The sequence below is a fragment of the Erwinia sp. V71 genome (genome assembly GCF_965644245.1).
Classification (GTDB): Bacteria; Pseudomonadota; Gammaproteobacteria; order Enterobacterales; family Enterobacteriaceae; genus Erwinia.
Genome location: NZ_CBFFRK010000022.1, coordinates 26362 through 50595, shown reverse-complemented (window position 1 = coordinate 50595; position 24234 = coordinate 26362). Strand labels below are relative to the sequence as shown.

General features: G+C 55.8%; 15 protein-coding genes, 1 other RNA gene and 1 pseudogene. 9 read left to right on the top strand and 8 right to left on the bottom strand.

From position 1 onward, the window contains the following. Positions 1-71: 71 nt before the first annotated feature. The 3 genes and pseudogenes from ACSZO1_RS07625 to ydiJ all read right to left on the bottom strand — a co-directional run. Positions 72-968, bottom strand: a pseudogene (locus ACSZO1_RS07625) (ABC transporter substrate-binding protein); the annotation flags it as partial. A 157-nt stretch (positions 969-1125) separates the two neighbouring features. Next, positions 1126-1554, bottom strand: coding sequence for a hotdog fold thioesterase (locus ACSZO1_RS07620; RefSeq protein WP_437611112.1), 429 nt, complete (start codon positions 1552-1554; stop codon positions 1126-1128). Continuing rightward, entirely contained in the window at positions 1555-4608 is a 3054-nt protein-coding gene (ydiJ, locus tag ACSZO1_RS07615) for a D-2-hydroxyglutarate dehydrogenase YdiJ (RefSeq protein WP_437611109.1), read from the bottom strand. 221 nt (positions 4609-4829) lie between these two features. On the opposite strand from ydiJ, the gene ydiK reads away from it, so the two are divergent. Both ydiK and rprA read left to right on the top strand, forming a co-directional pair. Beyond that, positions 4830-5972 (top strand): AI-2E family transporter YdiK, encoded by a 1143-nt coding sequence (ydiK, locus tag ACSZO1_RS07610; RefSeq protein ID WP_437611107.1) that lies wholly within the window; start codon positions 4830-4832, stop codon positions 5970-5972. Positions 5973-6228: 256 nt separating this feature from the next. After that, positions 6229-6333, top strand: an RNA gene (gene rprA / locus ACSZO1_RS07605) — antisense sRNA RprA. Positions 6334-6519: 186 nt separating this feature from the next. Here rprA and ppsA read toward each other — a convergent pair. After that, on the bottom strand, positions 6520-8895 hold the full coding sequence (gene ppsA / locus ACSZO1_RS07600) for a phosphoenolpyruvate synthase (protein ID WP_437611105.1): 2376 nt from the start codon (positions 8893-8895) through the stop codon (positions 6520-6522). A 659-nt stretch (positions 8896-9554) separates the two neighbouring features. Between ppsA and ppsR the strand changes: the two genes are divergently transcribed. Beyond that, positions 9555-10388 carry a posphoenolpyruvate synthetase regulatory kinase/phosphorylase PpsR gene (gene ppsR, locus ACSZO1_RS07595; RefSeq protein ID WP_437611103.1) on the top strand — a complete coding sequence of 278 codons (834 nt, stop codon included), beginning with the start codon at positions 9555-9557 and terminating at the stop codon, positions 10386-10388. Here ppsR and ACSZO1_RS07590 read toward each other — a convergent pair. Beyond that, complete coding sequence (locus ACSZO1_RS07590; protein ID WP_437611101.1) at positions 10360-10998, bottom strand: hypothetical protein; 639 nt, start codon at positions 10996-10998, stop codon at positions 10360-10362. The two genes, ppsR and ACSZO1_RS07590, sit on opposite strands and share 29 nt — an antisense overlap. Before the next feature lie 83 nt (positions 10999-11081). Continuing rightward, positions 11082-16553, bottom strand: coding sequence for a hypothetical protein (locus ACSZO1_RS07585; RefSeq protein ID WP_437611099.1), 5472 nt, complete (start codon positions 16551-16553; stop codon positions 11082-11084). Positions 16554-16658: 105 nt separating this feature from the next. On the opposite strand from ACSZO1_RS07585, the gene ACSZO1_RS07580 reads away from it, so the two are divergent. From ACSZO1_RS07580 to ACSZO1_RS07555, 6 genes are all read left to right on the top strand, one after another. Next, complete coding sequence (locus ACSZO1_RS07580; protein ID WP_437611097.1) at positions 16659-16799, top strand: hypothetical protein; 141 nt, start codon at positions 16659-16661, stop codon at positions 16797-16799. 82 nt (positions 16800-16881) lie between these two features. Further along, entirely contained in the window at positions 16882-17931 is a 1050-nt protein-coding gene (locus ACSZO1_RS07575; protein ID WP_437611095.1) for a 3-deoxy-7-phosphoheptulonate synthase, read from the top strand. A gap of 251 nt (positions 17932-18182) precedes the next feature. Then, positions 18183-19214 carry a hemin-degrading factor gene (locus ACSZO1_RS07570; RefSeq protein ID WP_437611093.1) on the top strand — a complete coding sequence of 344 codons (1032 nt, stop codon included), beginning with the start codon at positions 18183-18185 and terminating at the stop codon, positions 19212-19214. Beyond that, positions 19211-20029, top strand: coding sequence for a heme/hemin ABC transporter substrate-binding protein (locus ACSZO1_RS07565; RefSeq protein ID WP_437611091.1), 819 nt, complete (start codon positions 19211-19213; stop codon positions 20027-20029). Before ACSZO1_RS07570 ends, ACSZO1_RS07565 begins: the two co-directional genes overlap by 4 nt. Beyond that, positions 20026-21027, top strand: a complete 1002-nt coding sequence (locus ACSZO1_RS07560; RefSeq protein WP_437611089.1) for a FecCD family ABC transporter permease — start codon at positions 20026-20028, stop codon at positions 21025-21027. The genes ACSZO1_RS07565 and ACSZO1_RS07560 overlap by 4 nt, the downstream gene beginning before the upstream one ends. Continuing rightward, positions 21020-21799: a heme ABC transporter ATP-binding protein gene (locus ACSZO1_RS07555; RefSeq protein ID WP_437611087.1), complete on the top strand. Its 780-nt coding sequence runs from the start codon at positions 21020-21022 to the stop codon at positions 21797-21799. The genes ACSZO1_RS07560 and ACSZO1_RS07555 overlap by 8 nt, the downstream gene beginning before the upstream one ends. Here the strand turns inward: ACSZO1_RS07555 and ACSZO1_RS07550 are convergent. Together ACSZO1_RS07550 and ACSZO1_RS07545 are read right to left on the bottom strand one after the other, a co-directional pair. Next, positions 21796-23235, bottom strand: a complete 1440-nt coding sequence (locus tag ACSZO1_RS07550) for a protein adenylyltransferase SelO (RefSeq protein WP_437611085.1) — start codon at positions 23233-23235, stop codon at positions 21796-21798. The two genes, ACSZO1_RS07555 and ACSZO1_RS07550, sit on opposite strands and share 4 nt — an antisense overlap. 151 nt (positions 23236-23386) lie before the next feature. After that, positions 23387-24130: an EAL domain-containing protein gene (locus ACSZO1_RS07545; protein ID WP_437611083.1), complete on the bottom strand. Its 744-nt coding sequence runs from the start codon at positions 24128-24130 to the stop codon at positions 23387-23389. Positions 24131-24234 lie beyond the last annotated feature (104 nt).

Here is a 24234-nt window from a genome sequence, read left to right as displayed (position 1 = left end):
GAGCAGGATAGCTTATCGGTAGCTAACCGTCCCTCCATCCACATGACCAAGCGTTGCACTTATTATCTGAATTCGCGTAAACCATTACGTGCAATCAGCTTATCAAATGCCGGTTTTACTTCCGCAGAGGTGACACCGTAACTGAATGGCAATACCGCTGCGTTAGGACGTTTTGAACCACTCATAATATAGACATCGGGTTTCATCGCGATGATCTTCTCTAGCGCCACGAAGCCGGAGCCGCCTGGCAGCAGGCTGGAACCGATATTCTCGCCACCCGCCGCTTCCACCAGCTTGCCCCAGCCATTGTGGCCGTGCGTGAAGCAGCAGTTTTCGGTGTTACCGGCAATCGGTTCGATAAACACCCGTGCTTTGGTCGGCTGTTTACTGACACGCTGGGCGATCAGCTCAGCACGCTGCTGCCAGAAATCGGTATATTGCTGCGCGCGCTGTTCCTGGTTGAGGATTTTGCCCAGCAGCGTGACGCTTGGCACAGTGTTCTTCGCAGGGTCCATCTCATAATCGACAAACACCACCGGGATACCCAGCCGGTTAAGTGAGTCAATAACGCCGGTTTCTTTCAGGGCCGCTTTGGCGCGTAGCTGGGCAATCATCAGGTCTGGTTTCTGGGCAATCACACTCTCCAGATTCACTTCGCCATGATCGTTGAAGCCCATATCCAGAATGTTTGCGGCCTGCGGCCATGCTTTACTCAGCATCTGCCAGCTCTGCACATCCTGCTTTTTCGGCAGGTTGTTCCACGCCACCACACGGCGGAAAGGATTCTCGCGATCGAGCAGCGCCAGCGCGTAGATATCGCGGCCATCCTGCAGAATCACATGTTGCGGTTCGTGTTTGATGGTAATGGACTGGTTGTCCAGGTCGGTAATCTGCAGCGGCCAGGTCGTCGCCAGTGCGCTGAAGGAACTCAGCGTGGCGCAAGCCAGAAATAACCCTTTAATTTTCACCTGGTTATCTCACCTTATTGTAATGATAGTGAGAATTATTATTAGCGCGGGACACAATGTAAACACTTTATCGGTGAGTGAGTTCAACAGATTGTAAACGAAATTAAAACAGAACAGTCTGGAAAGGCAGGCGGTGAACGCCTGCCGGGGGGCAAACTTATGGTGCCGGTTTCTGCATCACTGCGGTGGTCAGGCGCGAGCTGCAGCACAGCCGGTTTTGAGGGTCGAAAATATCGATTTGCCAGACCTGATGACTGCGGCCAAGGTGCAATGCGCGACAAACGCCACGCACTTCACCGTCGCGCGCGGAACGGATATGGTTAGCGTTAATCTCCAGCCCGACAATATAATCATCGCCGCGCGTGCAGAGATAACCGGCCATTGACCCCAGCGTTTCCGCCAGCACCGCCGAAGCGCCACCGTGCAGCAGGCCAAACGGCTGGGTGGTTCGCGCATCAACCGGCATCACCGCTTCCAGACTCTCCGACTCCAGCGCGGTAAAACGAATCCCAAGGTGGCCGACCATGCAGCCCGCGCTGCACTGATTCAGTTGTTCCAGTGTGGCTTCACGTTGCCAGATAGCCATTTATACGATCTCCAGCAGTGCCTGTAACGGATGTCGCATCCCGCTGCCCTCAACACGTTTTACCTGACTGCGGCAGGAGTAGCCGGTCGCCAGGCAACGCTGACGCGGCAGTTTCTGCAACGCCTGATGCCATGACAGTTCGTAAATCCCCAGTGAGTTCTCGAGGTTTTTACTTTCATGGCCGTAGGTGCCCGCCATGCCGCAGCAGCCGACGCTGATGTTTTCCAGCGTCGCACCAAAGTGAGCAAAAATCCCCTGCCACTGCTTCGGCGTCGATGGCAGCGCCGTCACTTCAGTACAGTGACCAAACAGATACCACGCTTCGCCGCTGGCCGCTGGCGCTTCACGGCGTTCCAGCGCATCCTGCAGCCACTCATGCACCAGCTGTACATGGAAATCACCGCGCGCATCGCCCAGCACCTGCTTATACTCATCGCGATAGCATAGCACCAGCGCCGGATCGACGCCCACCAGCGGCATGCCCAGCTGCGCCACACGGTTGAGGAACTCCGCCGTTTTCTGCGCCGTGCGCGCAAAACGCTGCAGGAAACCTTTAATATGCTGCGCCTTGCCGTTCGGCGAGAAAGGCAGCAGCACCGGCTGATAACCCAGTTTCTCAATCAGGCGCACAAAATCGGCCACCAGCTGTGCTTCGTAATAGCTGGTGAACGGGTCCTGCACCACCAGCACACATTTCGCACGCTGCTCCGCACTCAGCTGTTCGAGGCTTTCCAGCGTATGCTGGCTGGCGCTGTGTCCGGCCAGTTGCTGTTTCAGCGTCGGCGCAGACAGCAGCGGCAAATCCACCATACCAATATGTTTTTTACTCAGCTCACGCACCCACGGCTGCTTCAGGAAGAAGTTAAACGTCTTCGGCGCACGCGCCATCAGTGGCGCATAGCTTTCCACGGTGGCCACCAGATGATCACTCAGCGGACGCAGATAACGGGTGTGGTACAGCTGCAGGAAACGGGAACGGAAACCCGGTACATCGATTTTAATCGGACACTGGGTGGAGCAGGCTTTACAGGCCAGACAGCCCGACATCGCCTCCTTCACCTCATGGGAGAAATCATACTCCCCGCGTTTAGCATGCCAGCTGTTGCGCGTACGCTGAATCAGGCCACGCAGGCTGACGCTGTTTTTCGGCAACTGCTGTTCCAGCGCCAGCGGATCGACGCCCTTCTCTGCCAGCAGGCGCAGCCATTCGCGTGTCAGCGTGGCGCGGCCCTTCGGTGAATGGATACGGTTGCGGGTGATTTTCATCGACGGGCACATCGGGCTGCGCACATCAAAGTTGAAGCACAAGCCGTTGCCGTTACACTCCATAGCTCCGCGCCAGTCGCTGCGGACGTTCACCGGGATCTGACGGTCCCATGTGCCGCGTTTTACCGCGTCCACTTTCATCATCGGGTCATCAACGCCGAGTGGCGCACAGATTTTCCCTGGGTTTAAGCGGTTGTCCGGGTCAAATGCCGCTTTGATGCGGCGCAGTTCGTTATACAGCGTTTCGCCAAAGAAGGCCGGACTGTACTCGGCACGGAAACCTTTGCCGTGTTCGCCCCACAGCAAACCACCGTAACGCGCTGTCAGCGCCACCACCTCATCGGAGATCTGTTTCATCAGCATCTCCTGCTGGGGATCGCACATATCCAGCGCCGGACGCACGTGCAGCACCCCGGCATCCACGTGACCAAACATGCCGTAACTCAGGTTGTGGCTGTCGAGCAGTGCGCGGAAGTCGACAATATAATCCGCCAGATGCTGCGGCGGCACCGCGGTATCTTCGACAAACGGAATCGGTTTGGCGCGCCCTTTGGCGTTGCCGAGCAGACCGACCGCTTTTTTACGCATCGCGTAGATACGTTCAATGCCATCAATGTCATTGCACAGCTGCCAGCCAATCACACCGCCTTCGCCCGCCGCCATCAGCGAATCGAGGCGGTTACACAGTGTATCGACCTGGTTATTAATCAGCGCCAGATCGTCACCGGCGAATTCAACAATATTCAGCCCGAGCATCTGCTTATCCGGTACATCGGTAATCAGTTCATTCACCGAATGCCAGACGATATCTTCACGCGCCAGATTCAGCACTTTGGAATCGACGGTTTCTACTGACAGTGCTTTCGCGTCCACCAGGAACGGGGCGTTACGCAGCGCGGAGTCAAAGGCGTCATATTTGATATTCACCAGACGGCGCACTTTCGGCAGTGGCGTGATATCGAGACGGGCTTCGGCGATAAACACCAGTGTGCCCTCGGCACCGCAAAGAATGCGCGTCAGGTCGACATGCTGCAGGTCGTCGCTGATCACATGGCGCAGATCGTAACCGGTTAAAAAGCGGTTCAGTTTGGGGAATTTTTCGATAATCAGATCGCGCTGGTCACGACAGCTGGACAGCACGGTCTGGTAGATTTTGCCTTCCGCTGAGTGCTCCTGCGCCAGCGTTTCCGCCAGACTGACCGGGATTTCACGCGTGTCGATAATATCGCCGCCGAGCAATACCGCGCGCAATCCCAGCACATGGTCGGAGGTTTTACCGTACACCAGTGAACCCTGGCCGGATGCATCGGTATTAATCATCCCACCGAGCGTGGCACGGTTACTGGTGGAGAGTTCCGGCGAAAAGAAGTAGCCGTACGGTTTCAGGTAAGCATTAAGCTGATCTTTAATCACCCCCGCTTCCACCCGTACCCAGCCCTCTTCAGGATTGATCTCCAGAATACGGTTCATGTGGCGCGACATATCCACCACAATGCCCTGATTCAGCGACTGACCGTTGGTGCCGGTTCCGCCGCCACGCGGGGTAAATACCAGACTGGTAAAACGCGCCTCTCCGGCCAGGCGGGCAATCAGCGCCACATCGGCGGTGGAACGCGGAAAGAGGACGGCATCAGGTAACAGCTGATAGATACTGTTATCAGTCGACATGGTGAGGCGGTCGGCATAGCTGGTGGCGGTATCGCCGGTAAAACCTTGCTGCTCTAACGCTTCCAAAAATGTCAGCACCAGCTGAACGAGACCAGGTGCCTGGGAAATCTGTGGGATCATTATCGGGTGACCAGGATGTTGTGCGAAACGTTTGCGTTTTTTTGTAGTTATTCGTTTTATCACATTTTTTTATGACCTGTCGTTTTTTCAGGAAAGGTAAATGGCGTTTTTTTTCTGCCACTGTCGTTATTGTCATAAATGCATCATGATTAGCAGGTAGCCCTGAGGGCTAAGCGGATGAAAAGCAACTGTGAAGGAATAACCGAGGTAGCAACTTTCGTATGAAAAACCTGCAACGTGGTACGGATATACCGCAAATGCTGTTCTCGCTGATGTTCATCACCATCATGATCGTCGCTTGTTTTTGGGTCGTCCAGCCGTTTATTCTTGGTTTCGCCTGGGCCAGCATGGTGGTGATTGCCACCTGGCCGTTAATGCTGAAACTGCAGGGCTGGCTGTGGGGGCGGCGTGTGCTGGCGGTCACCGCCATGACACTGCTGCTGATACTGCTGTTTATTATTCCTATTGCCCTGCTGGTCAACAGCCTGATTGATAACAGTGCACCCGTGATTGCATGGGCGACATCCGGCCATATTCAGCTGCCACAGCTGCAGTGGCTGAACGATATCCCGATGGTCGGTCAGCGACTGTACCGCAGTTATCACAAACTGCTGGGGGGCGGTGGCGCAGCGCTGATGACCACCATTCAGCCCTATATCGGCCGCACGACCGGGTTCTTTGTCGCCCAGGCCGGTCATTTTGGTCGCTTTATGATGCATCTCGGTCTGATGCTGCTGTTCAGTGTGCTGCTCTACTGGCGCGGTGAGCAGGTTGGCAATGGCATTCGTCATTTTGCCTACCGGCTGGCAGCGCGGCGCGGCGATGCGGCGGTGCTGCTTGCCGCTCAGGCGGTACGCGCAGTGGCGCTCGGCGTGGTGGTTACCGCGCTGGTGCAGGCGGTGCTGGGTGGCATTGGCCTGGCGATGGCCGGGATCCCCTATGCCACATTGCTGACTGTGGTGTTACTGCTATGCTGCCTGGTGCAGCTCGGCCCCTTGCCGGTGCTGGTGCCCGCCATTATCTGGCTCTACTGGAGTGGCGACACCACCTGGGGCACCGTGCTGCTGGTGTGGAGCTGTGTGGTCGGCACCCTAGATAACGTGCTGCGACCAATGCTAATCCGTATGGGGGCGGATTTACCGCTGATTCTGATCCTTTCCGGCGTGATCGGCGGCCTGTTTGCTTTTGGCATGATCGGCCTGTTTATCGGCCCGGTGGTGCTGGCGGTCTCCTACCGGCTGGTGTCGGTGTGGATGCATGAAGCACCACCGCCTGACGAAGCGCCAGAAGATGTGGTGGAGGAACTGGCGGAGATCGAGCGGGAACACGCAGAGCAGGCAGAACAGCACAAATCTCAGCACTGATGCTGTGTCAGGCGGTCATCCTCTGGCCGCCTGAAAAATTTACATGTCACTTCCAAAAAAACATCAGATTAATCCTGCTTACCAGTTTCCAGCTTATTTTGCTGGTTTCAGATGATTTTTTGTCCAAAAGATTATTTTTCACACAGTTTTAGCATTCCGTTTACGTCGGTTGTGTCACAAATGATTATCGCCTTTAAACTAATAAGAGGATTCTTAATGACGCCTGCCGCGCTGATGCATAACATAAAACACATGTTCAGATATCAACTCTCTGATTTCTAAACAACCTTTTCCCCTGAGTGAAGTAAACGAATTGCTGTGTGTAGTCTTTGCCCATCCCATGCGATGGGCTTTTTTTTTGCTTTTTTTCGCACAGTTAACGACTGGCTAATGGTTAACAGAAGGATGTTGTATTGATGTGAATAACGCGGTCTGGTTGCCCCACCAGTGGCAGGGAAAGGATCGGGGAAGGCGCGGCTGGGATGGCGTAGTTTATTCCCCCATCCCAGCCTTCCCCCACTCCATGGGGGAAGGAGCAGTAAGCGTCCTATTTAATCTCAGCCAGATTCAGCCAGGTCTGCACCACGGTATCCGGATTGAGTGACAGACTGTCGATACCTTCCGCCATCAGCCAGGCCGCGAAGTCTTCGTGATCCGAAGGCCCCTGACCGCAGATACCAACGTATTTCCCCTGCTGCTTCGCTGCGCGGATCGCCATCGACAGCAGTGCTTTCACCGCCTCGTTACGCTCATCAAACAGCTCAGAGACCACACCGGAATCACGATCCAGCCCCAGCGCCAGCTGCGTCATATCGTTGGAACCGATGGAGAAGCCGTCAAAGTATTGCAGGAACTGTTCAGCCAGCAGCGCATTAGACGGGATCTCGCACATCATAATCAGTTTGAGACCGTTCTCGCCGCGCTTCAGCCCCTGACGTTCCAGCTCTTCCACTACCGCCTTCGCCTGCGCCACCGTACGCACGAACGGCACCATGATTTCGACGTTAGTCAGTCCCATCTCGTTACGCACGCGTTTTACCGCGGCGCACTCCAGGGCAAAGCAGTCGCGGAAGCTGTCAGAGACATAGCGCCCGGCGCCACGGAAACCAAGCATCGGGTTCTCTTCCTCTGGCTCGTAACGTTCGCCACCGACCAGATTAGCATATTCGTTTGACTTAAAGTCAGACAGACGCACAATCACCCGCTTCGGTGCAAAGGCGGCGCCGAGAGTGGCGATCCCTTCCGTCAGACGCGCAATATAGAACTCAACCGGATCGTCGAAGCCTTTCATCAGCTCGCGGATTTGCTGCTGCAGCTGCGTGGTTTGCTGGTCAAACTCCAGCAGCGCCTTCGGATGCACGCCAATCATACGGTTGATAATAAACTCCAGACGCGCGAGTCCCACGCCCTCATTAGGCAGGCAGGCGAAGTCAAATGCACGGTCCGGGTTACCGACGTTCATCATAATCTTCAGCGGCAGCGCGGGCATTTCGTCAACCTGCGAGCTGCTGATATCAAAGTCCAGCAGATCGTCATACACGTAACCGGTGTCGCCTTCGGCACAGGAGACGGTAACTTTATGACCATCTTTCAGCCGTTCCGTCGCATCACCGCAACCGACCACCGCCGGAATCCCCAGCTCACGGGCGATGATCGCCGCATGGCAGGTACGGCCACCGCGGTTAGTGACAATCGCCGCCGCTTTTTTCATGATCGGTTCCCAGTCCGGGTCGGTCATATCGGTGACCAGCACATCGCCTTTCTGGATACGGTTCATTTCGCTGATATCGTGAATCACCTTCACTTCACCGGCACCGATTCGGTGACCGATGGCGCGGCCTTCCACCACCACCTGACCTTTGCCCTGCAGCGAATAGCGTTCCATCACCTGGCCGTTAGAGCGCACAGTTTCCGGACGCGCCTGCACAATAAAGAGCTGGCCGGTGTGACCATCCTTCGCCCATTCGATATCCATCGGCCGCTGGTAGTGTTTCTCAATCTGCACCGCCTGGCGCGCCAGCGCCTGCACTTCATCATCGCTCAGGCAGAAGCGATCGCGCGTGGCCTGCGGCACATCTTCCACCCGCACCTGCTCGCCGTGTTCCTGCGAATCGGCGTACACCATACGCAGCTTTTTCGAGCCCATATTGCGCCGCACAATCGCCGGACGATCCGCCGCCAGCGTCGGTTTATGGACATAAAACTCATCCGGGTTCACCGCGCCCTGCACCACCATTTCCCCCAGCCCCAGTGCAGCGGTGATAAACACCACCTGGTCGAAGCCGGATTCGGTATCAATGGTAAACATCACGCCAGATGACGCCAGATCGGAGCGCACCATACGCTGCACCCCGGCGGAAAGCGCCACGCCGCGATGGTCATACCCCTGGTGCACACGGTAGGAGATCGCACGGTCGTTAAACAGTGAGGCATACACATGCTTCACCGCCACCATCACCGCATCGATACCCTGCACATTGAGGAAGGTTTCCTGCTGACCGGCAAAGGAGGCGTCGGGCATGTCCTCCGCGGTCGCCGAGGATCGCACCGCAAAGGAGGCGTCCGCATCATCGGCCGAAAGCTGCTGGTAAGCATCGAGGATCGCCTGCTCCAGCACCGGCTGGAACGGGGTATCGACAATCCATTGACGGATCTGTTTGCCGGCCTGCGCCAGCTGATCAACATCATCAATATCGGTCTGGTCCAGCAATTCATAGATACGCTGATTGAGGCCGCTTTGGTCAAGGAATTGGTTGAATGCATCCGCCGTGGTGGCAAAGCCATTTGGCACTGACACGCCCAGGGAGGACAGGTTGGTGATCATTTCACCCAGAGAGGCATTTTTGCCTCCCACCCGATCAACATCATTCATACCGAGCTGGTTATACCAGAGTACGAGCGGCACTTCGCCTTTATTGGACATTGAAGCTATCCTTTATCAGATTTAAATGAGAAGCAGAGAACATTTAAACGTGTTGAAAACACATCTCAGCCTGGCACATCCATTTGGCAAAGAGAAAGTGGTGAATCGTTCAAGCAGGGCAAAATTGTGATTTTAAGAAAACTACCTGTTTATTTATCGTTGTTGCGCAACAGAATAAAAAGCCATTTTGTGAAGTAAAATCATGGTGATATTGTAAAAGTCTATTATCTGAGCACTATTCTTTTTGCGCAACAAAAACGCGTAAAAAAATAACAGTTTAAGCGGTAAAAAAAGCATTAAACTCAACAAATAAAAGCAAAACATCATTTCATTTCGAAATGTTTCTCATATTCAGTTTTATCTGATAAAAATGAAAAATCCATTTTTATTAATTTTGGATAATTCATTTTAATACTGCCGCTGCGATTAATTATTCGCTACCCTACTCTGCATAATTCGGGTTGCAGGATAAAAAACCTGGTGGCATTTTTGAACAGCGCCTGCGCTGGCCACAATGGGTCGAATCACGCAGCAAGCCGCGGGAGCACAAAAAACTATGTGACCAGGGTGACCGGGCACAGCCAGCGCACCAACAGTAGGCGAGCCAAAGTATGACGGGTATATCAACAACAGAGCAGGCCAGAAACGGGAAAGACAACATGGATATCGCGGGCGAACGTACTGTTTTTTATATCTCTGATGGTACTGCCATCACCGCCGAAGTGCTGGGTCATGCGGTGATGTCGCAATTTCCGGTCGGTGTCACCAGTGTCACCCTGCCGTTTGTGGAAAATGAGCAGCGCGCGCAGGCGGTGAAGGGTCAGATTAACGCCATTTTTCAGCAAAGCGGTATCCGGCCCCTGGTGTTTTACTCCATTGTTACGCCAGAAGTGCGCGAAATCATTCTGCAAAGCGACGGATTCTGCCAGGACATCGTGCAGGCACTGGTCGCACCGCTGCAGCAGGAACTGGGCATCGCGCCAGCCCCTGTTGCTCACCGCGCACATGGCCTGAATGCCAGTAACCTGAGTAAATACGATGCACGTATCGCGGCGATTGATTATGCCCTTGCCCACGACGATGGCATTTCACTGCGCGGACTGGAAGATGCGCAGGTGATCCTGCTCGGCGTGTCGCGCTGTGGCAAAACGCCCACCAGCCTCTATCTGGCGATGCAGTTTGGCGTGCGCGCAGCGAACTATCCGTTTATCGCGGATGATATGGATAACCTTAAGTTGCCGCCCGCGCTGAAAGCCCACCAGCACAAGCTGTTTGGTCTGACCATTGACCCGGAACGGCTGGCTGCGATTCGCCAGGAGCGCGCGGAGAATACCCGTTATGCATCAATGCGGCAGTGCCGGCTGGAAGTGGGTGAAGTCGAAGCGCTGTTCCGTACCCATCAGATCCGTTACCTCAACAGCACCAACTACTCTGTTGAGGAGATCGCGACCAAAATCCTCGATATTATGGGACTGAATCGCCACATGTATTAACCACGTCCAGCAGATAACTGAGATTTTTTCGGGTAATGCTGGCGGGCAGTCCGGCGAAATGATGCGTATCGTCCAGCGCCTGCTGCAGGATCTTGTTTGCAGCGTCGAGGAATTCAGCGTGGTCCTGATACTGCGCCCGTGCCCGCGCCAGCCTCTCCGCCACGCCTTTGCCCCACGGCACAGGCATCGACATATACGGGGCCAGCACCTGGCGGTACTCCTGTAAACGCTGCCAGAGCAACGGAAAATCAACCCGCACTTTTTCCAGATCCGTTCCCGCTTTATTCAGCAGCTCCAGTTCACAACGCACAACACGCCGTGCACGCTCCGCATTATTAAGCCGGTCAAACTCCCCCGACTGCTGCAAACCAGCCAGCGTCGGCCACTGATCGCTGCAGTAAAATTCCTCCAGGATATGACCCGGACTCAGCTGCTGAATCAGTTTATCGCGTTCTCCGGCAGGCATATTCAGCATCCGCTCCATCATCACCGAGGCATGCTGCAACATCTGGCTATGCAACTGTGGCAGTTTTTCAAGATCCAGTTCCCCTTCCACCGCAAGGGTAAAGGTCTTCGCTAAGGAAGGTGCGATTAATTCGATGGGAACCATTTTTTCGTCCTGTCATCGTATGGTAAATGAACAAAGAACCGCCCAAAACACTGAAAACGATAGATGAACGGCAATCATTGTAGTCATGAACAGAACTTTGAATGATTAAATCGCACCTTCCCTAATTTGGGGTTGCCACGACGAGTGCGGTTTTGCCGCGCTACCAGGTTAGCCAGTTTCGGCAATACCGTGCGGGAAAGCACTCTGACCAAATCGCCGTCGTAGTCGGCCGCCAGCCAGCCAATGGATGGCAGATCGCCATCCGAAGTATCGGTTCCAGCCTTATATGGCACCGCCACCAGTTCATGCATCACCTCTTTAAGCACCAGGCCACCGCGTATTTTTTCCTTTCTGGCTTGCTTTGCATTCTGCCGCTGCTGACGGCTGTCCTGACTGACAAAGCCGGAATGAATCTTCTCATCCAGGGATGACAGTGCTATCGGGCATTCCTGATATTCCTCCGGCCAGAACTGAGAAGGCACCACCACCAGCAATTCTTTGAAAAAGGATGACTTTGGCAGCGCTCCTGCCACCTCCGGTTTCAGCCATCCGGTCAGGCTGTACTGGATCGCGCGTGCACTATCGAGTTGTTTTGCATAACCGATATGCTGCGGGGCGATGCTCATCAGGTTGCGCGTATCATGCGGCGCACGCGTCAGGATGACGCCCTGGTCCGTTATCGCTCGCCAGGCACGGGTATCCGGAAACAGTAACTGGTCCCCCGCGGCTGGCACGACAGTCGCATGGTACGTCGCCGGTCCGCCAGTGCGTGCGGCACTGGCAAGGGCGGTAACGGTGGGGATGTCGCTGCGTTCCGCCAGCGGGCGCCCCATCTGCAGCCGGGCATGGAGATGAAACTCACTGGCAATCTGCTCACACTCGTCAGCACTGGCGTCATAATGCTGCAGCGACTGCGCCGGCAAACTGCCTTCGGCACGTACCGGCCCGGCGGCTGGCCGCGGCGCATCATATAGATCACCCAGCAACTGCCGCGCCAGATCTTCACGAATAAAACCGCAGCCGTCATGCGCGCACAGAATATCCCAGCCCCCCGTCAGTCTGAAGTCCTGCAGCGAGGGCGAATCAGGGATCACCGCGACGTTAAATTCGCCCACCAGCGTTGGGGAAAGGGGCGCAGGCTGACTTTCATTGCCGGTCGCCTCTGGAAACAGCATACGCTGGCCATAAACGCGAGATTCAGTTGAGGTAAACAGCTGCTGTGTCAGGAATGTGCCCATTTCCACCGGCACACCCCATAGTGAGCCATTTTTGTTCACGCTGCCGCGCAGCAGCTCAGTGCGATACAAGCGGCTACCGTGACGAACGAACAACGGCGGGTCACGGTGTCCAGTCTCAATCAGAATCGGTGAATACTGACGCTGCGGATCAAACAGAATGTTATAGAGAGAACTGGCCAGTTGTCGTTCGCGCGGTATTTTCATCTCATTTTTCAGCGGGATACCGCGCGTGTTGACCAGCGGAATCCGCAGTTCCGTTTCGCCATCGGGTATCCGCGGCCCGCCCGCCAGCCGCTGACAGGCATGACGGATAACCTGATTGCCTTCTTCAACACTCCACGGCGTAAACTCAGGCAGCAGCCATTGTTCTGGTGGCAGATAACGCTGGAATAACTGCATTTCCCGGCTGGTGACATCAAAGCTTCCCGTTCGCTGGCGCAGTTTTACCGCATGGCGCAGCATCGGCACCGCACGCGTTTTCAGTACCGGGCGCAATTGCGCCAGCATATTTCGCTTCACGCTGCCTTTTTTCCCCTTGCGCAGCATTTCAAGCACATTTTCCAGTTCCACGCACATCAGGTGCAGTTCCACCGCCAGTTTTCGCTCATGGAACACTTCCCACGGTATTTCGTTAGCCAGCCTGACGATGTGATTCAGCAGTAGCTGAATATCCATTGCCGCGTTGCTGCGCCACGCGCAATATAATCGGCAACTGGCGCAAAACAGCGCCGCACGTTGTCCGATGTTGCTGCATTTCTCCAGCGCACCGGCATGCAGTGTCTGCCACAGCTTCCCGCTACGCTGTGCATCCACCCAGCCCACGCTCATCATTTGCTGCAGCTGCACCAGCATGCCGGTAAGAATTTCTGCCTTATCCCTGCCAGACCCTTGCGCCACCAATGCGTCAATACGCTTTAGCAGCTGTTTCCCCTTTGCCTGCAGCAATCCGTTATCGATCAACTGCGGGAACTGCTGATGCAAAAGCATGACGGTGCGAAAAAAATAGTGAATATTCAGACCCGGCGCCTGATCCAGCGCCCCGCCGACACCCAGCTGCAACAGCACCTCGGTCGCCGCCTTTAGTACTGGCGCTTCAGCCGGCATCACGCCCTGTTCCGTCAGCGTCAGCACGACATTCAGCACATTGGTGATATTCTGCGCGACGACGGCCTGTGTAAAATCCGGCAACGCGACTATCGTCAGCAGCCGCTCCGCCACCTGCTCTACCTGCGGATTATCCGGCGGCAACACTTTATATTTCAGCAGCGCGCGCAGGCCGTTTAGCGTATTGGAGATGCCCTGCGCCACCGTTCCGGTAAAGTTCGCAGACAACGTCAGTTGCAGTAACTGGCTGGCAACTTTGCTGACCAGTTTGCTGTCTGGCAGTAACACCTGATAATCCAGCGCGGCTTTTAGTGCGTTAAAAATATTGCTGATAGTCTGCGTTCCCGCCTGCATCAGCAATGTGCTCTGCTGCGATGTCATTTCCGTTGTCAGCGCCAGTAAGCGGCTGATGGCCCCCCTGACCTGTTTGTTGTCGGGCTGCAATACGCCATATTCCAGCATCCTTTTCAAACCATTCAGTGTATTGGCAATGCCCTGTCCATCATTTTTGCCGTACCAGGAGGCGTTGACCTGCGCCAGTAATCCTTCCGCCGTTTGCTGCAGCGTCACGCTATCCGTTGCGACGACACCCGACTCCAGCATCGCGCTGATACCGTTAAAGATATTGGAGATGGTTTGTGTGTCCTCATCAGCGAAGTCGTAGCACGCCGCACGTTGTACTAATGTGCTGACCACCTGCTGCAGAGGGGTGTTTTGCGGCGCGACCACCTGCTGCTCCACCAGTGTTTTCAGGCAATTAAACACATGTGCAATATTGCGCCCATCCGCTTCACTAAACAGCCCAGACACCACCAGATCCAGCATCTCGCGGATTGCCTTACCCACTCGTTTATCATCAGACGCGACCACCTGATGATCCAGCATGGTTTTCAACCCGCTAAACACATTGGCGATATTCAGTGCAATGCTTCCGGCCTGCTGCTGTTGCGCTGCCAGCGTGCGCGTGATCGCGTTGCGGAACACCTGCGTGGCCACCAGCCTCAGTAACTGGTAGCCAGCCTTGCGCAGTTCCGGGTTATCGGGCGGCAATACCCGATAATCCAGCATCGCCTTAAAACCGGTAAAACCGTTAGCGATACGCTGTTCGTCTGCCTGGGCAAACGCCGCTGACGCCATCAGCTGCATCAACTGCTCAACGGCCTGGCACAAAACCGGGTTATCAGGCTGCAGCACCCCATGCGCCAGTATCGCTCTCAGTCCCATCAGGGTATTGGCAATATGTTGTGCGGTTGCCTGCTGGAAGGCGCTACCGGCTATCATCGTCATCAACCGCCCGGTGACGCCGACGGCGAGGCTATCTTCCGGCGGCAGCACCTGGTAATCCAGCAGCGCCCGCAGCACGTTAAACACATTGGTCGTTCCCTGTGAATTTGCCGTCCTGAAAAACGGTTGCTGTGTTTTCTCCAGCAAATGTTCTGCCGCCAGACACAGCCGTGGATCATCAGGTGGCAATATCTGATGTTCCAGCAGCGACTTAATGCCATTCAGGCTGTTGGCAATATGCTGTGATGAAAACGCCTTCAGGTGCGGAGAGGACACCAGTACCAGTAACTGAGCAGCGGCGGCACTGATTTTTTCACTGTCAGCGGGCAGGAGCTGATAATCCAGCACTGTTTTCAGTGCGGTCAGGGCATTGGCAATGTTCTGCTCACCGGCGCGTTCGAAAGCGCCCGATGCCACGATCTCCAGCAATGTTCCGGCAGCCTGCTGCACCTGATGACTGGCGGGCAGCAATACCGCATTATCGAGCAATGCTTTCAGTCCGGTCAGAATGTTGGCGACCAGTTGAGCATCACCGTGCGCAGAGAGTGTTGAGCTTGCTGCCCCCTGCGCCCGCATCACAATGAATTTCACGCTATCCGTCAGCGCCAGCAGACGAAGGGCTGCCCGTCGCATCGGCTCACTGTCAGACAGCACCACCCTGTAGTCCAGCAACGCTTTCAGCCCGTTCATGCCATTGGCGATTTCAATGGGCAGCGCATTGTCAAAGTGGCTGCTGCAGAGTAACGTCAGCACGCCTTTGCTCGCTTCCTGCAACTTAACGTCATCCGCCTTCAGCACCTTATAATCCAGCAGGGTTTTTATACCATTCAGGATATTGGTGATGTTCTGCGGTCGTGGCTCTCTAAAATGCTCAGTTGCCGCCAGACCAATCAACCCGCTGGATGCCGCGACAGTCGCCACATCATCTGCCAGCAACGCCCCGTTTGCGCCCCCCTCTTTTAAACCATTCAGGCAAACCGCAATCATGCGGGCATTACACTGTTCGGGCGTGCAAACCTTCAGTACCGCGATTGCCGCTGTGTAAGCAGTACGCAGCGTCACGCTGGCCTGGTCACTCACCCGGGCAAAGCCGACTTTCGCCAGCGCACGCAGCCCGTTGAAGATAGCTGCGATGGTAATAGCATGAGCGTCGCTATTCAGCGCCCGTGTGCCCATAACCGCCATCACTTGCGCCACATCGCTGCCGAAGGTATCCATCAACTTAATCTGCTGATCTTCTGCCTCCTCTGCGGCCATGACGATATCGCACAGCCCTTCCAGGGCCTGCCCCAATGCCTGGTTCAGTTTTCCCATTTCGCTATTGAGCTGCCGGAGGTTCATCTTATAGGCAGAGAGCTTAATGTTTTGCCAGTAGCCAAACAGCTCACGGTAGTCCTGAGCAGACATGCTGGCGTGATTCTCCGCCGGATTACGCTGAGGCAGTGTCAGTCGCCATGCAACCATCGCGATATCCGCCCTGCTGTTGCGACCTCTGCCGCATACTGCGCCGCGGCGCGTGACTGCCCCACGCTGTTGCTGTGCCTGCCAGTAACGTGTCGAACGCTGCCAGCCCGGCGGGGAAATCCCCGCCGGGCAGGTCATCGGCATGCCCGTATTCGCGACAAACGTGACCTTCTGTCCGTCTGTCTTTTTCGGGCACTGACGATTAAAGGCGGCTTCTTTGCTGGCGGCGGCGCACATCGCGTGGGGTGCAGAAGGAATGGCAGAACTATCCGATGACAATGGTGCAGGCTTATCATGCAGCTGTGCCGCAGCAATCTGACTCCAGCTGAGTGCAGGCTTTTGCGACACGTTACCCGTACCGGAAAGATGCGCCACCGCGCTGTTTCCCGGCAGGGAGGGTGTCGCAACTGCCTGAAAGGGTGTCGCCGCAACACAACGCTGCTGATTGTCATAAACTTTGGGCATGCACTGATCGGCCTTTATTCGCTGTCATTATTCGTCGCGCCCGGCAACCTGAATGACGACAGGGAACCCGGTGTAACCCGTCACAGCCTATGAGCTATCGCCCTGATGCAATACAACAAAGCACTGATGCCGGTAATCATTATGATGAGCAGCGACCATTACGCGGTGTTGCTCTGTCCGCCTGCAGACAGTCGTTACCGCTGCGATTTTGTGTCGCCAGACGCGTTTCGCCTGCTTAGCGGTTGAATTCGGCGTGATTTGCTTTATTGTGATCGCCATCACTTCCCGGCACTACTGCCGCTGCGAAGAACAAAATTCAGAGAGTCCCATGAACAAAACAGATGAACTGCGTACGGCGCGCATCGAGAGCCTGATCACGCCAGGAGAACTGGCGCAGCGGCATCCGATCACTGACGCCATCGCAGAAAACGTGACAGCGTCACGTAAACGTATCGCACGTATCCTGTCCGGCGAAGACAAACGCCTGCTGGTGGTTATCGGTCCCTGCTCACTGCACGACCCGGCCGCAGCGCTGGATTACGCCGCCAGACTGAATGAGCTGCGTCTCCGGCATCAGGATCGCCTTGAAATCGTGATGCGTGCCTACTTTGAAAAACCACGCACGGTGGTCGGCTGGAAAGGCCTGATTTCCGATCCGGACCTCGACGGCAGCTACCGCGTCAACCATGGCCTGGATGTGGCGCGTAAACTGCTGCTGGATATCAATGCGCTGAGCATGCCAACCGCCACCGAATTCCTCGATATGGTGATCGGACAGTTTATTGCCGACCTGATCAGCTGGGGAGCCATTGGCGCCCGCACCACCGAAAGCCAGATTCACCGTGAAATGGCTTCGGCGCTCTCCTGCCCGGTCGGTTTTAAAAATGGCACTGATGGCAATACCCAAATCGCCGTCGACGCCATTCGCGCCGCACGCGCCAGCCATATGTTTTTATCGTCGGATAAACAGGGACAGATGACCATCTACCAGACCAGCGGTAATCCCTCCGGCCACATCATTATGCGCGGCGGTAAAGAGCCTAACTATCATCCCCAGGATATCGCGGCGGCAGTTGCCCGTCTGCGCGAATGTCATCTGCCGGAACAGCTGGTGATTGATTTCAGCCATGCAAACTGCCTGAAACAGCATCGCCGTCAGATGGATGTCGCACAGTCAGTAGCACAGCAAATCCGCGACGGTTCGCGCGCCATCGCCGGCGTTATGCTGGAGAGCTTCCTGCAGGAAGGCACGCAGAAAGTGGTAGCCGGGCAGCCGCTGGTCTACGGCCAGTCGATTACCGACCCGTGCCTGGGCTGGGATGACAGCGCTGAAGTCCTGGCGCTGCTGGCCGATGCCGTCGGCAGCCGCTTCAGCTGACAGCCGCTAATCCGCAGGCGCTGGTGAGCGATTTACCAGCGCCGTTTTCCCTTGCGTTCCTCCGCCATTTTCACCGCCTTTTATTAACAAATCTTTACTTGCCTGCCCCGATCAATTGTTGATAATGATTATCATTGTTAAAACGATTGACATTTATCAGGCGAACCAGCACTGCCGCTCGCTCCCGCCAGGTTAACAACTGACAATCACCTGCCAGAACTGCCAAAAATCATGGTAATAAGGAAGCCAGAATGACGACCCCCTATCAGCAATACCAGGCCCTGAAAGCCGCGAATCCGAAAAAATATGCCCGCGACCTGGCCCGAGACATGGGGATTAGCGAAGCGGAACTGACCGATGCGCGCACCGGCCATGAAGCACAACGTCTGCGCAGCGAAATGGCCGATATCCTGCAGGCGCTGGAAGCCGTGGGTGAAACCAGGTCGATCACCCGCAATGAATATGCGGTGCATGAACATGTCGGCCACTACACTAATCTGAACCTCGGCCCGCATGCTGGCCTGGTGCTCAACCCGCGTGCGCTGGATCTGCGTCTGTTCGTCAGTCAGTGGCACAGTGTGTTTGCCCTGCAGGAGCAGAGCCCGCGTGGCGAACGTAACAGTGTGCAGTTCTTCGATGCGCACGGTGATGCGGTGCTGAAAGTGTATGCCACCGACAATACCGATCGCGCGGCCTGGGATGCGCTGATCGCCCGTTTCAGTGCCACAGAAGCCAGCCCGCTGAGTGTGACGCCCGCCAGCGCCGCCCGCTTCAGTGAAAGCGTCGATGCTGCGCAGATTGAGCAGGAATGGCGAGGCATGACCGATGTACATCAGTTCTTCCCGTTGCTGAAACGTCACAATATCAGCCGCCAGCAGGCTTTCCATGCCGTGGCGGACGATCTGGCGTACCAGGTCAGCAATGACGCACTGCGTCAGTTGCTGACTGCCGCGCAGCAGCAGGCGAATGAAATTATGATCTTCGTCGGCAACCGGGGTTGTGTGCAAATTTTCACCGGCAAAGTGGAGAAACTGCTGCCGATGGATAACTGGCTGAATATCTTTAATCCGCAGTTTACCCTGCACCTGATTGAAGACAGCATTGCCGAAAGCTGGATCACCCGGAAACCGGGCTCTGACGGCATCGTCACCAGTCTGGAACTGTTCGCCGCCGACGGCACGCAGATTGCTCAACTGTATGGCCAGCGTACCGAAGGCGAAGCAGAACAACCTGTCTGGCGTGAACAGCTCGCCAGCTTAACCCGCGAAGGAGAAACCGCATGAAATCCTGGCTGATCGCCCTGCTTGCCCTGCCGCTGTCTGCCCTTGCCGCGGAACGCGTCGTCTCTATTGGCGGTGATGTGACACAGATCGTTTACGCGCTGGATGCGCAGCAGGATCTGGTGGGCCGCGACAGCACCAGCCTGCTTCCGGCACAGGTGACTAAACTGCCTGACGTCGGTTATATGCGTCAGCTGAATGCCGAAGGCATTCTGGCGCTGAAACCGACGCTGGTGCTGGCCAGTGAACTGGCGAAACCGTCTCTGGTGCTCGACCAGGTTCAGCAGGCCGGGGTGAAAGTGGTCACCGTGAGCGGAAAGTCCGAGCTGAGCGCCATTAATGACAAGATTACGACCATCGCCCAGGCGCTGCATCGTGAAGAGGCCGGCAAAACGCTGCAGCAGACACTGGATAAACAACTGGCGTCGCTGCCTGCACAGAAGCTGCCGGTCAAGGTGCTGTTTATTATGACTCACGCCGGTATGAGTGCCATGGCTGCAGGCCAAGGCACCGCCGCCGATGCAGTGATTACCAGTGCTGGCCTGCAGAATGCGATGGCGAATGTCCAGCGTTACCAGCCACTGGCGCAGGAAGGTGTGGTCGCCAGTGCGCCAGACCTGGTGGTGATCAGCACCTCAGGCATGGAAAAACTGGGCAGCGAAGCCAATGTCTGGCAGTTACCTGGCCTGGCGCTGACTCCTGCGGGCAAAAACCACCAGCTGGTGGTGATTGACGATATGGCGCTGCTCGGTTTTGGTATCGACACTCCGGGCGCGATTGTGAAACTGCGTAAAGCAGCGGAAGCGGCAGCGAAATGATTGCACGCGTACCGCTGCGCTGGTTGCTGCTGATGCTGGTGGCATTGCTGGTGGCTGGGGTGCTGGCGGCTAATCTCGGCGCGATGCGCCTGTCGCTGACGCAGGTCTGGCAGGCGTCACAGGACAGTATGCTGTGGCAAATCTGGTGGAATATCCGTTTGCCGCGTGTACTGCTGGCGGTACTGGTGGGCGCCGCGCTGGCGCTCTCCGGTGCCGTGATGCAGGGGCTGTTCCGTAACCCGCTGGCCGACCCGAGCCTGCTGGGGATCAGCTGTGGTGCATCGCTGGGTGTCGCAATCGCGATAGTGGTGCCGCTGACGTTACCGTTTATCCTGACGCTGTATCTGCCGATGCTGGCGGCGTTTATCGGCAGCCTGGCGATCACCCTGATCATCTTTGCCATGAGCCGCCTTGATCCGACCGGTTTATCACGGCTGTTACTGATGGGTATCGCCATTAATGCGCTCTGCAGCGCGGCAGTGGGCGTGTTGTCCTGGGTCAGTAACGACCAGCAGCTTCGTCAGTTATCGCTGTGGGCCATGGGCAGTCTCGGTCAGGCACAGTGGTCGACCCTGCTGGCCTGTGCCTCGCTGATTCTCCCCGCCACGCTTCTCATTCAACGCTATGCCGCACGGCTGAACCTGCTGCAGTTCGGTGAAGAAGAGGCCCACTATCTGGGGGTTGATGTTGAGCGTACCCAGCGCCATCTGCTGATCCTTAGCGCTCTGCTGGTGGCCGCCGCGGTGGCGATTAGCGGTGTGATTGGTTTCCTTGGTCTGGTGGTACCGCACCTGATGCGTATGTGTCTTGGTGCCGATCACCGCTGGATGCTGCCAGGTTCCGTGCTGGCCGGGGCATTACTGCTGCTGATTGCCGATACGCTGGCGCGCACCCTTGTCGCCCCGGCAGAGATGCCCGTCGGCCTGCTGACCAGCCTGCTGGGCGGTCCATGGTTCCTGTGGCTGATTTTGCGCCATAAAGGAGGTGTCCGTGGATAAACCCTTACAGGCAGTGGGTCTGCGCTACGATGCGGGCGGACGGGTGCTGATTAACGATGTTTCGCTGCAGCTGAATCGCGGTGAAATGGTGTCGCTGATTGGTCCTAACGGTGCGGGTAAATCGACACTGTTACGGCTGCTAACCGGCTATCTTTCGTCATCGGCGGGTCACTGTGAAGTCGACGGCATACCGCTCGGCCACTGGCCACGACAAAAACTGGCGCGTCAGCGCGCGGTGATGCGTCAGCAGAGCACGCTGGTGTTCCCGCTGAGTGTGGAAGATGTGATTGCCATGGGCCGCGCGCCCTGGCCGCAGCAACCGGTGATGCCGGTGGTGAAAGAAGTCATGGCGCTCACCGACTGCAGCGCCCTCGCACAGCGTGATTACCGCCAGCTTTCCGGCGGTGAACAGCAACGTGTGCAACTGGCGCGCGCGCTGGCGCAGTTGTGGCAACAGGACGGTCCGCAGGGCTGGCTGTTTCTCGATGAACCGACCTCGGCGCTCGATCTCTACCACCAGCAGCATGCGTTGCGTTTACTGCATCAGCTGACCCGCAACGGCAGACTGACGGTATGCTGTGTGCTGCACGACCTCAATCTGGCAGCACTGTGGTCAGACCGCATGCTGTTGCTGCATCAGGGCCAGCTGGTTGCCAGCGGAACGCCTGCCGACGTGATGACAGAAGAAGCGCTGACACGCTGGTATCGCGCCGATCTGCAGGTGGTGCCGCACAGCAGTGAAGCCGTGCCGCAAATTGCCCTGCGTCGTTAACTGGAACAGCTGACGACGATCTTTTTCCCCCAGTCCGGCGCGCGTTGCGCCAAATCGGCATACTCAGGCGCATAGTCAAACGGACGGGCGAGCGCCTGGTGCAACCGCGTCAGTACGCTGATATTCTCCCGCTCCGCCTGCTCAATCGCCTGCTGCGCCAGGTAGTTACGCAGTATCAGCGCCGGGTTGACTGATTTCATTAACTGCTGGCGTTGCTCGTCACTGCGCTCCTCACGCAGCAGACGCTGGCGGTACAGTTGATACCACTGATCAAACGCCTCGCGATCGATAAATTCATCGCGCAGCGGCGATCGGCTTTCCTGCTGTTGCGTGGCACTCAGTAAACGAAAGGTGCGCGTATAATCACTGCCCTCTCGTGTCATCAGCGCCAGTAAGCCGGTGAGAATATCGTTATCCGCTTTCTCTGCCGTCAGCAGCCCCAGTTTGGCTCGCATCTTCTCGCCCCATGCGCGCATCAGTTCGGGTTCATATTCCGCCAGTGCGCTTTTCAGCTGTTCCGTGCTCATCAGCCCCGACAGCGCATGCGCCAGACGATTGAGATTCCATAACCCCACAACCGGCTGGTTATCAAAAGCATAACGTCCCTGATGATCCGAGTGATTGCAGATAAAACCAGGCTGGTAATCATCGAGGAAGCCATACGGACCATAGTCGAGCGTGATGCCGAGAATCGACATGTTGTCCGTGTTCATCACGCCATGGGCAAAGCCAATACTTTGCCAGTGGGCAATCAGACGGGCAGTACGTTTCACGACGTCGCTGAACCATAGCAGATAAGCGTCAGCTTCGCTGACCAGTTCAGGCCAGTGATGTGCGATAACATAATCGGCCAGCTGCTTCACCTTCTCCTGCTCGCCGCTATAGAAGAAATGCTCGAAGTGACCAAAGCGCACATGACTTTCCGCCACACGTAACAGCATGGCACCGCGTTCGGCACTTTCACGATAGACCGGCTCATCACTGGTCACCACGGTTAACGCCCGTGAGGTCGGCACGCCAAGGTGGTGCATCGCTTCAGAGGCAAGGAATTCACGTAAGGTGGAGCGCAGCACGGCGCGACCATCGCCCATGCGTGAATAGGGTGTCAGACCTGCACCTTTCAGATGCCAGTCCAGTTTACGACCGTCTGCCAGTTGCTGCTCGCCCAGCAAAATGCCGCGCCCGTCGCCCAGCTGCCCGGCCCAGACACCAAACTGATGGCCACTGTAGACCTGTGCCAGCGGTTGCATGCCCGGCAGCAATGCTGCACCGCTCCACAGCGCGACACGATCATCACTGAACCAGCTGGCATCGAGCTCCAGTTGCTGGGCCAGCGGCTCACTGTAATAAAACAAACGCGGATTTTTTAATGGGGTGGGATTCAGCGCGGTGTAAAAGCCTGGCAGCTCATTAAACCAGGTATTATTAAACTGCATAGCGCCTCCTTAGCTGCACAACCGAGGCTATTTTTCACGGAAGTTTGGGAAATTATCTCACAGTAAAGCACAGCGGCGGGTTTACCTCAAGGTCAGCCGCGGCGCGGCTTCCCTGCTCTCCCTGCCCGCACAACCGGGCAGGGAGAGGGGCTTACCAGACGAAACTATCGGAAAGTTCTCTTGGCGGACGAATCAGCGCGGCTAATGCCAGCTCATCCACAGGCGGGAACAGCGAACTCTGAATACCGGAAAACGCATACTGACTGACTTTCGCCAGCGTTTGCGCATCATCCACACCCTGTACAACAACCTGATGGCAGTGTGGCGAGATATTGTCCAGTACAGCACTGATAAAAGGTTCAAAAGACAACCTCTTGATATTGTGCTGAATAAAACCTTTATCTAATTTGATGCGGTAAAACATGTTGTCATAAACCGCTTTTGCGGTTGCTTTACCTGCGCCAAAATTTTGCAAGCCGAGATGAAACCGCTCACACAAGGCAGTGAGTAACGGATTATCTTTACCCGCCGATAAATTACCAAAGCTTTCATTAATTTCCAGTTCCAGACAATCGAGTATTGTCATTTTATGCAGCAAAAACTCACTGTCTAAAATCGCCTGGGCGATCGTTTCGTCAATATGAATTGCGACATGCAGATCATGGTGACTAAAGAAATCATGATGCTTTTCAATCAAACTAATTTGACTTTGTAACAGAGAAATGCGCTGTTCAAATGTCAACTGTGCAATCAGCATTTCAACCGGAATGGCAACATTTGCCGTTTCATGCGAGAACCAGGAAACCAGTTCTACTGCAGTCAACTGACCCGTTAGGGTGTAAATAGGATAAAATGCTGCGCCAATACGATAGTCAGCAGCTAAATGGATTTTCATTTTGTTAAGCCATTATTAAGTGGCAATTAGCGCATCCTATAACAACAAAATATGACAATCAATAGCGCTAATGGCTATTCAGGCGGTGATAGTATTATCCAGAG

What these genes read in the sequence shown, in the direction of transcription:
- ACSZO1_RS07580 (WP_437611097.1), top strand. Translation starts at nt 16,659, where the DNA reads ATGCAATACAACAAAGCACTGATGCCGGTAATCATTATGATGAGCAGC.
- ydiJ (WP_437611109.1), bottom strand. Translation starts at nt 4,608, where the DNA reads ATGATCCCACAGATTTCCCAGGCACCTGGTCTCGTTCAGCTGGTGCTG.
- ACSZO1_RS07575 (WP_437611095.1), top strand. Translation starts at nt 16,882, where the DNA reads ATGAACAAAACAGATGAACTGCGTACGGCGCGCATCGAGAGCCTGATC.
- ACSZO1_RS07545 (WP_437611083.1), bottom strand. Translation starts at nt 24,130, where the DNA reads ATGAAAATCCATTTAGCTGCTGACTATCGTATTGGCGCAGCATTTTAT.
- ppsR (WP_437611103.1), top strand. Translation starts at nt 9,555, where the DNA reads ATGGATATCGCGGGCGAACGTACTGTTTTTTATATCTCTGATGGTACT.
- ACSZO1_RS07570 (WP_437611093.1), top strand. Translation starts at nt 18,183, where the DNA reads ATGACGACCCCCTATCAGCAATACCAGGCCCTGAAAGCCGCGAATCCG.
- ACSZO1_RS07550 (WP_437611085.1), bottom strand. Translation starts at nt 23,235, where the DNA reads ATGCAGTTTAATAATACCTGGTTTAATGAGCTGCCAGGCTTTTACACC.
- ACSZO1_RS07590 (WP_437611101.1), bottom strand. Translation starts at nt 10,998, where the DNA reads ATGGTTCCCATCGAATTAATCGCACCTTCCTTAGCGAAGACCTTTACC.
- ACSZO1_RS07620 (WP_437611112.1), bottom strand. Translation starts at nt 1,554, where the DNA reads ATGGCTATCTGGCAACGTGAAGCCACACTGGAACAACTGAATCAGTGC.
- ppsA (WP_437611105.1), bottom strand. Translation starts at nt 8,895, where the DNA reads ATGTCCAATAAAGGCGAAGTGCCGCTCGTACTCTGGTATAACCAGCTC.
- ydiK (WP_437611107.1), top strand. Translation starts at nt 4,830, where the DNA reads ATGAAAAACCTGCAACGTGGTACGGATATACCGCAAATGCTGTTCTCG.
- ACSZO1_RS07585 (WP_437611099.1), bottom strand. Translation starts at nt 16,553, where the DNA reads ATGCCCAAAGTTTATGACAATCAGCAGCGTTGTGTTGCGGCGACACCC.
- ACSZO1_RS07565 (WP_437611091.1), top strand. Translation starts at nt 19,211, where the DNA reads ATGAAATCCTGGCTGATCGCCCTGCTTGCCCTGCCGCTGTCTGCCCTT.
- ACSZO1_RS07560 (WP_437611089.1), top strand. Translation starts at nt 20,026, where the DNA reads ATGATTGCACGCGTACCGCTGCGCTGGTTGCTGCTGATGCTGGTGGCA.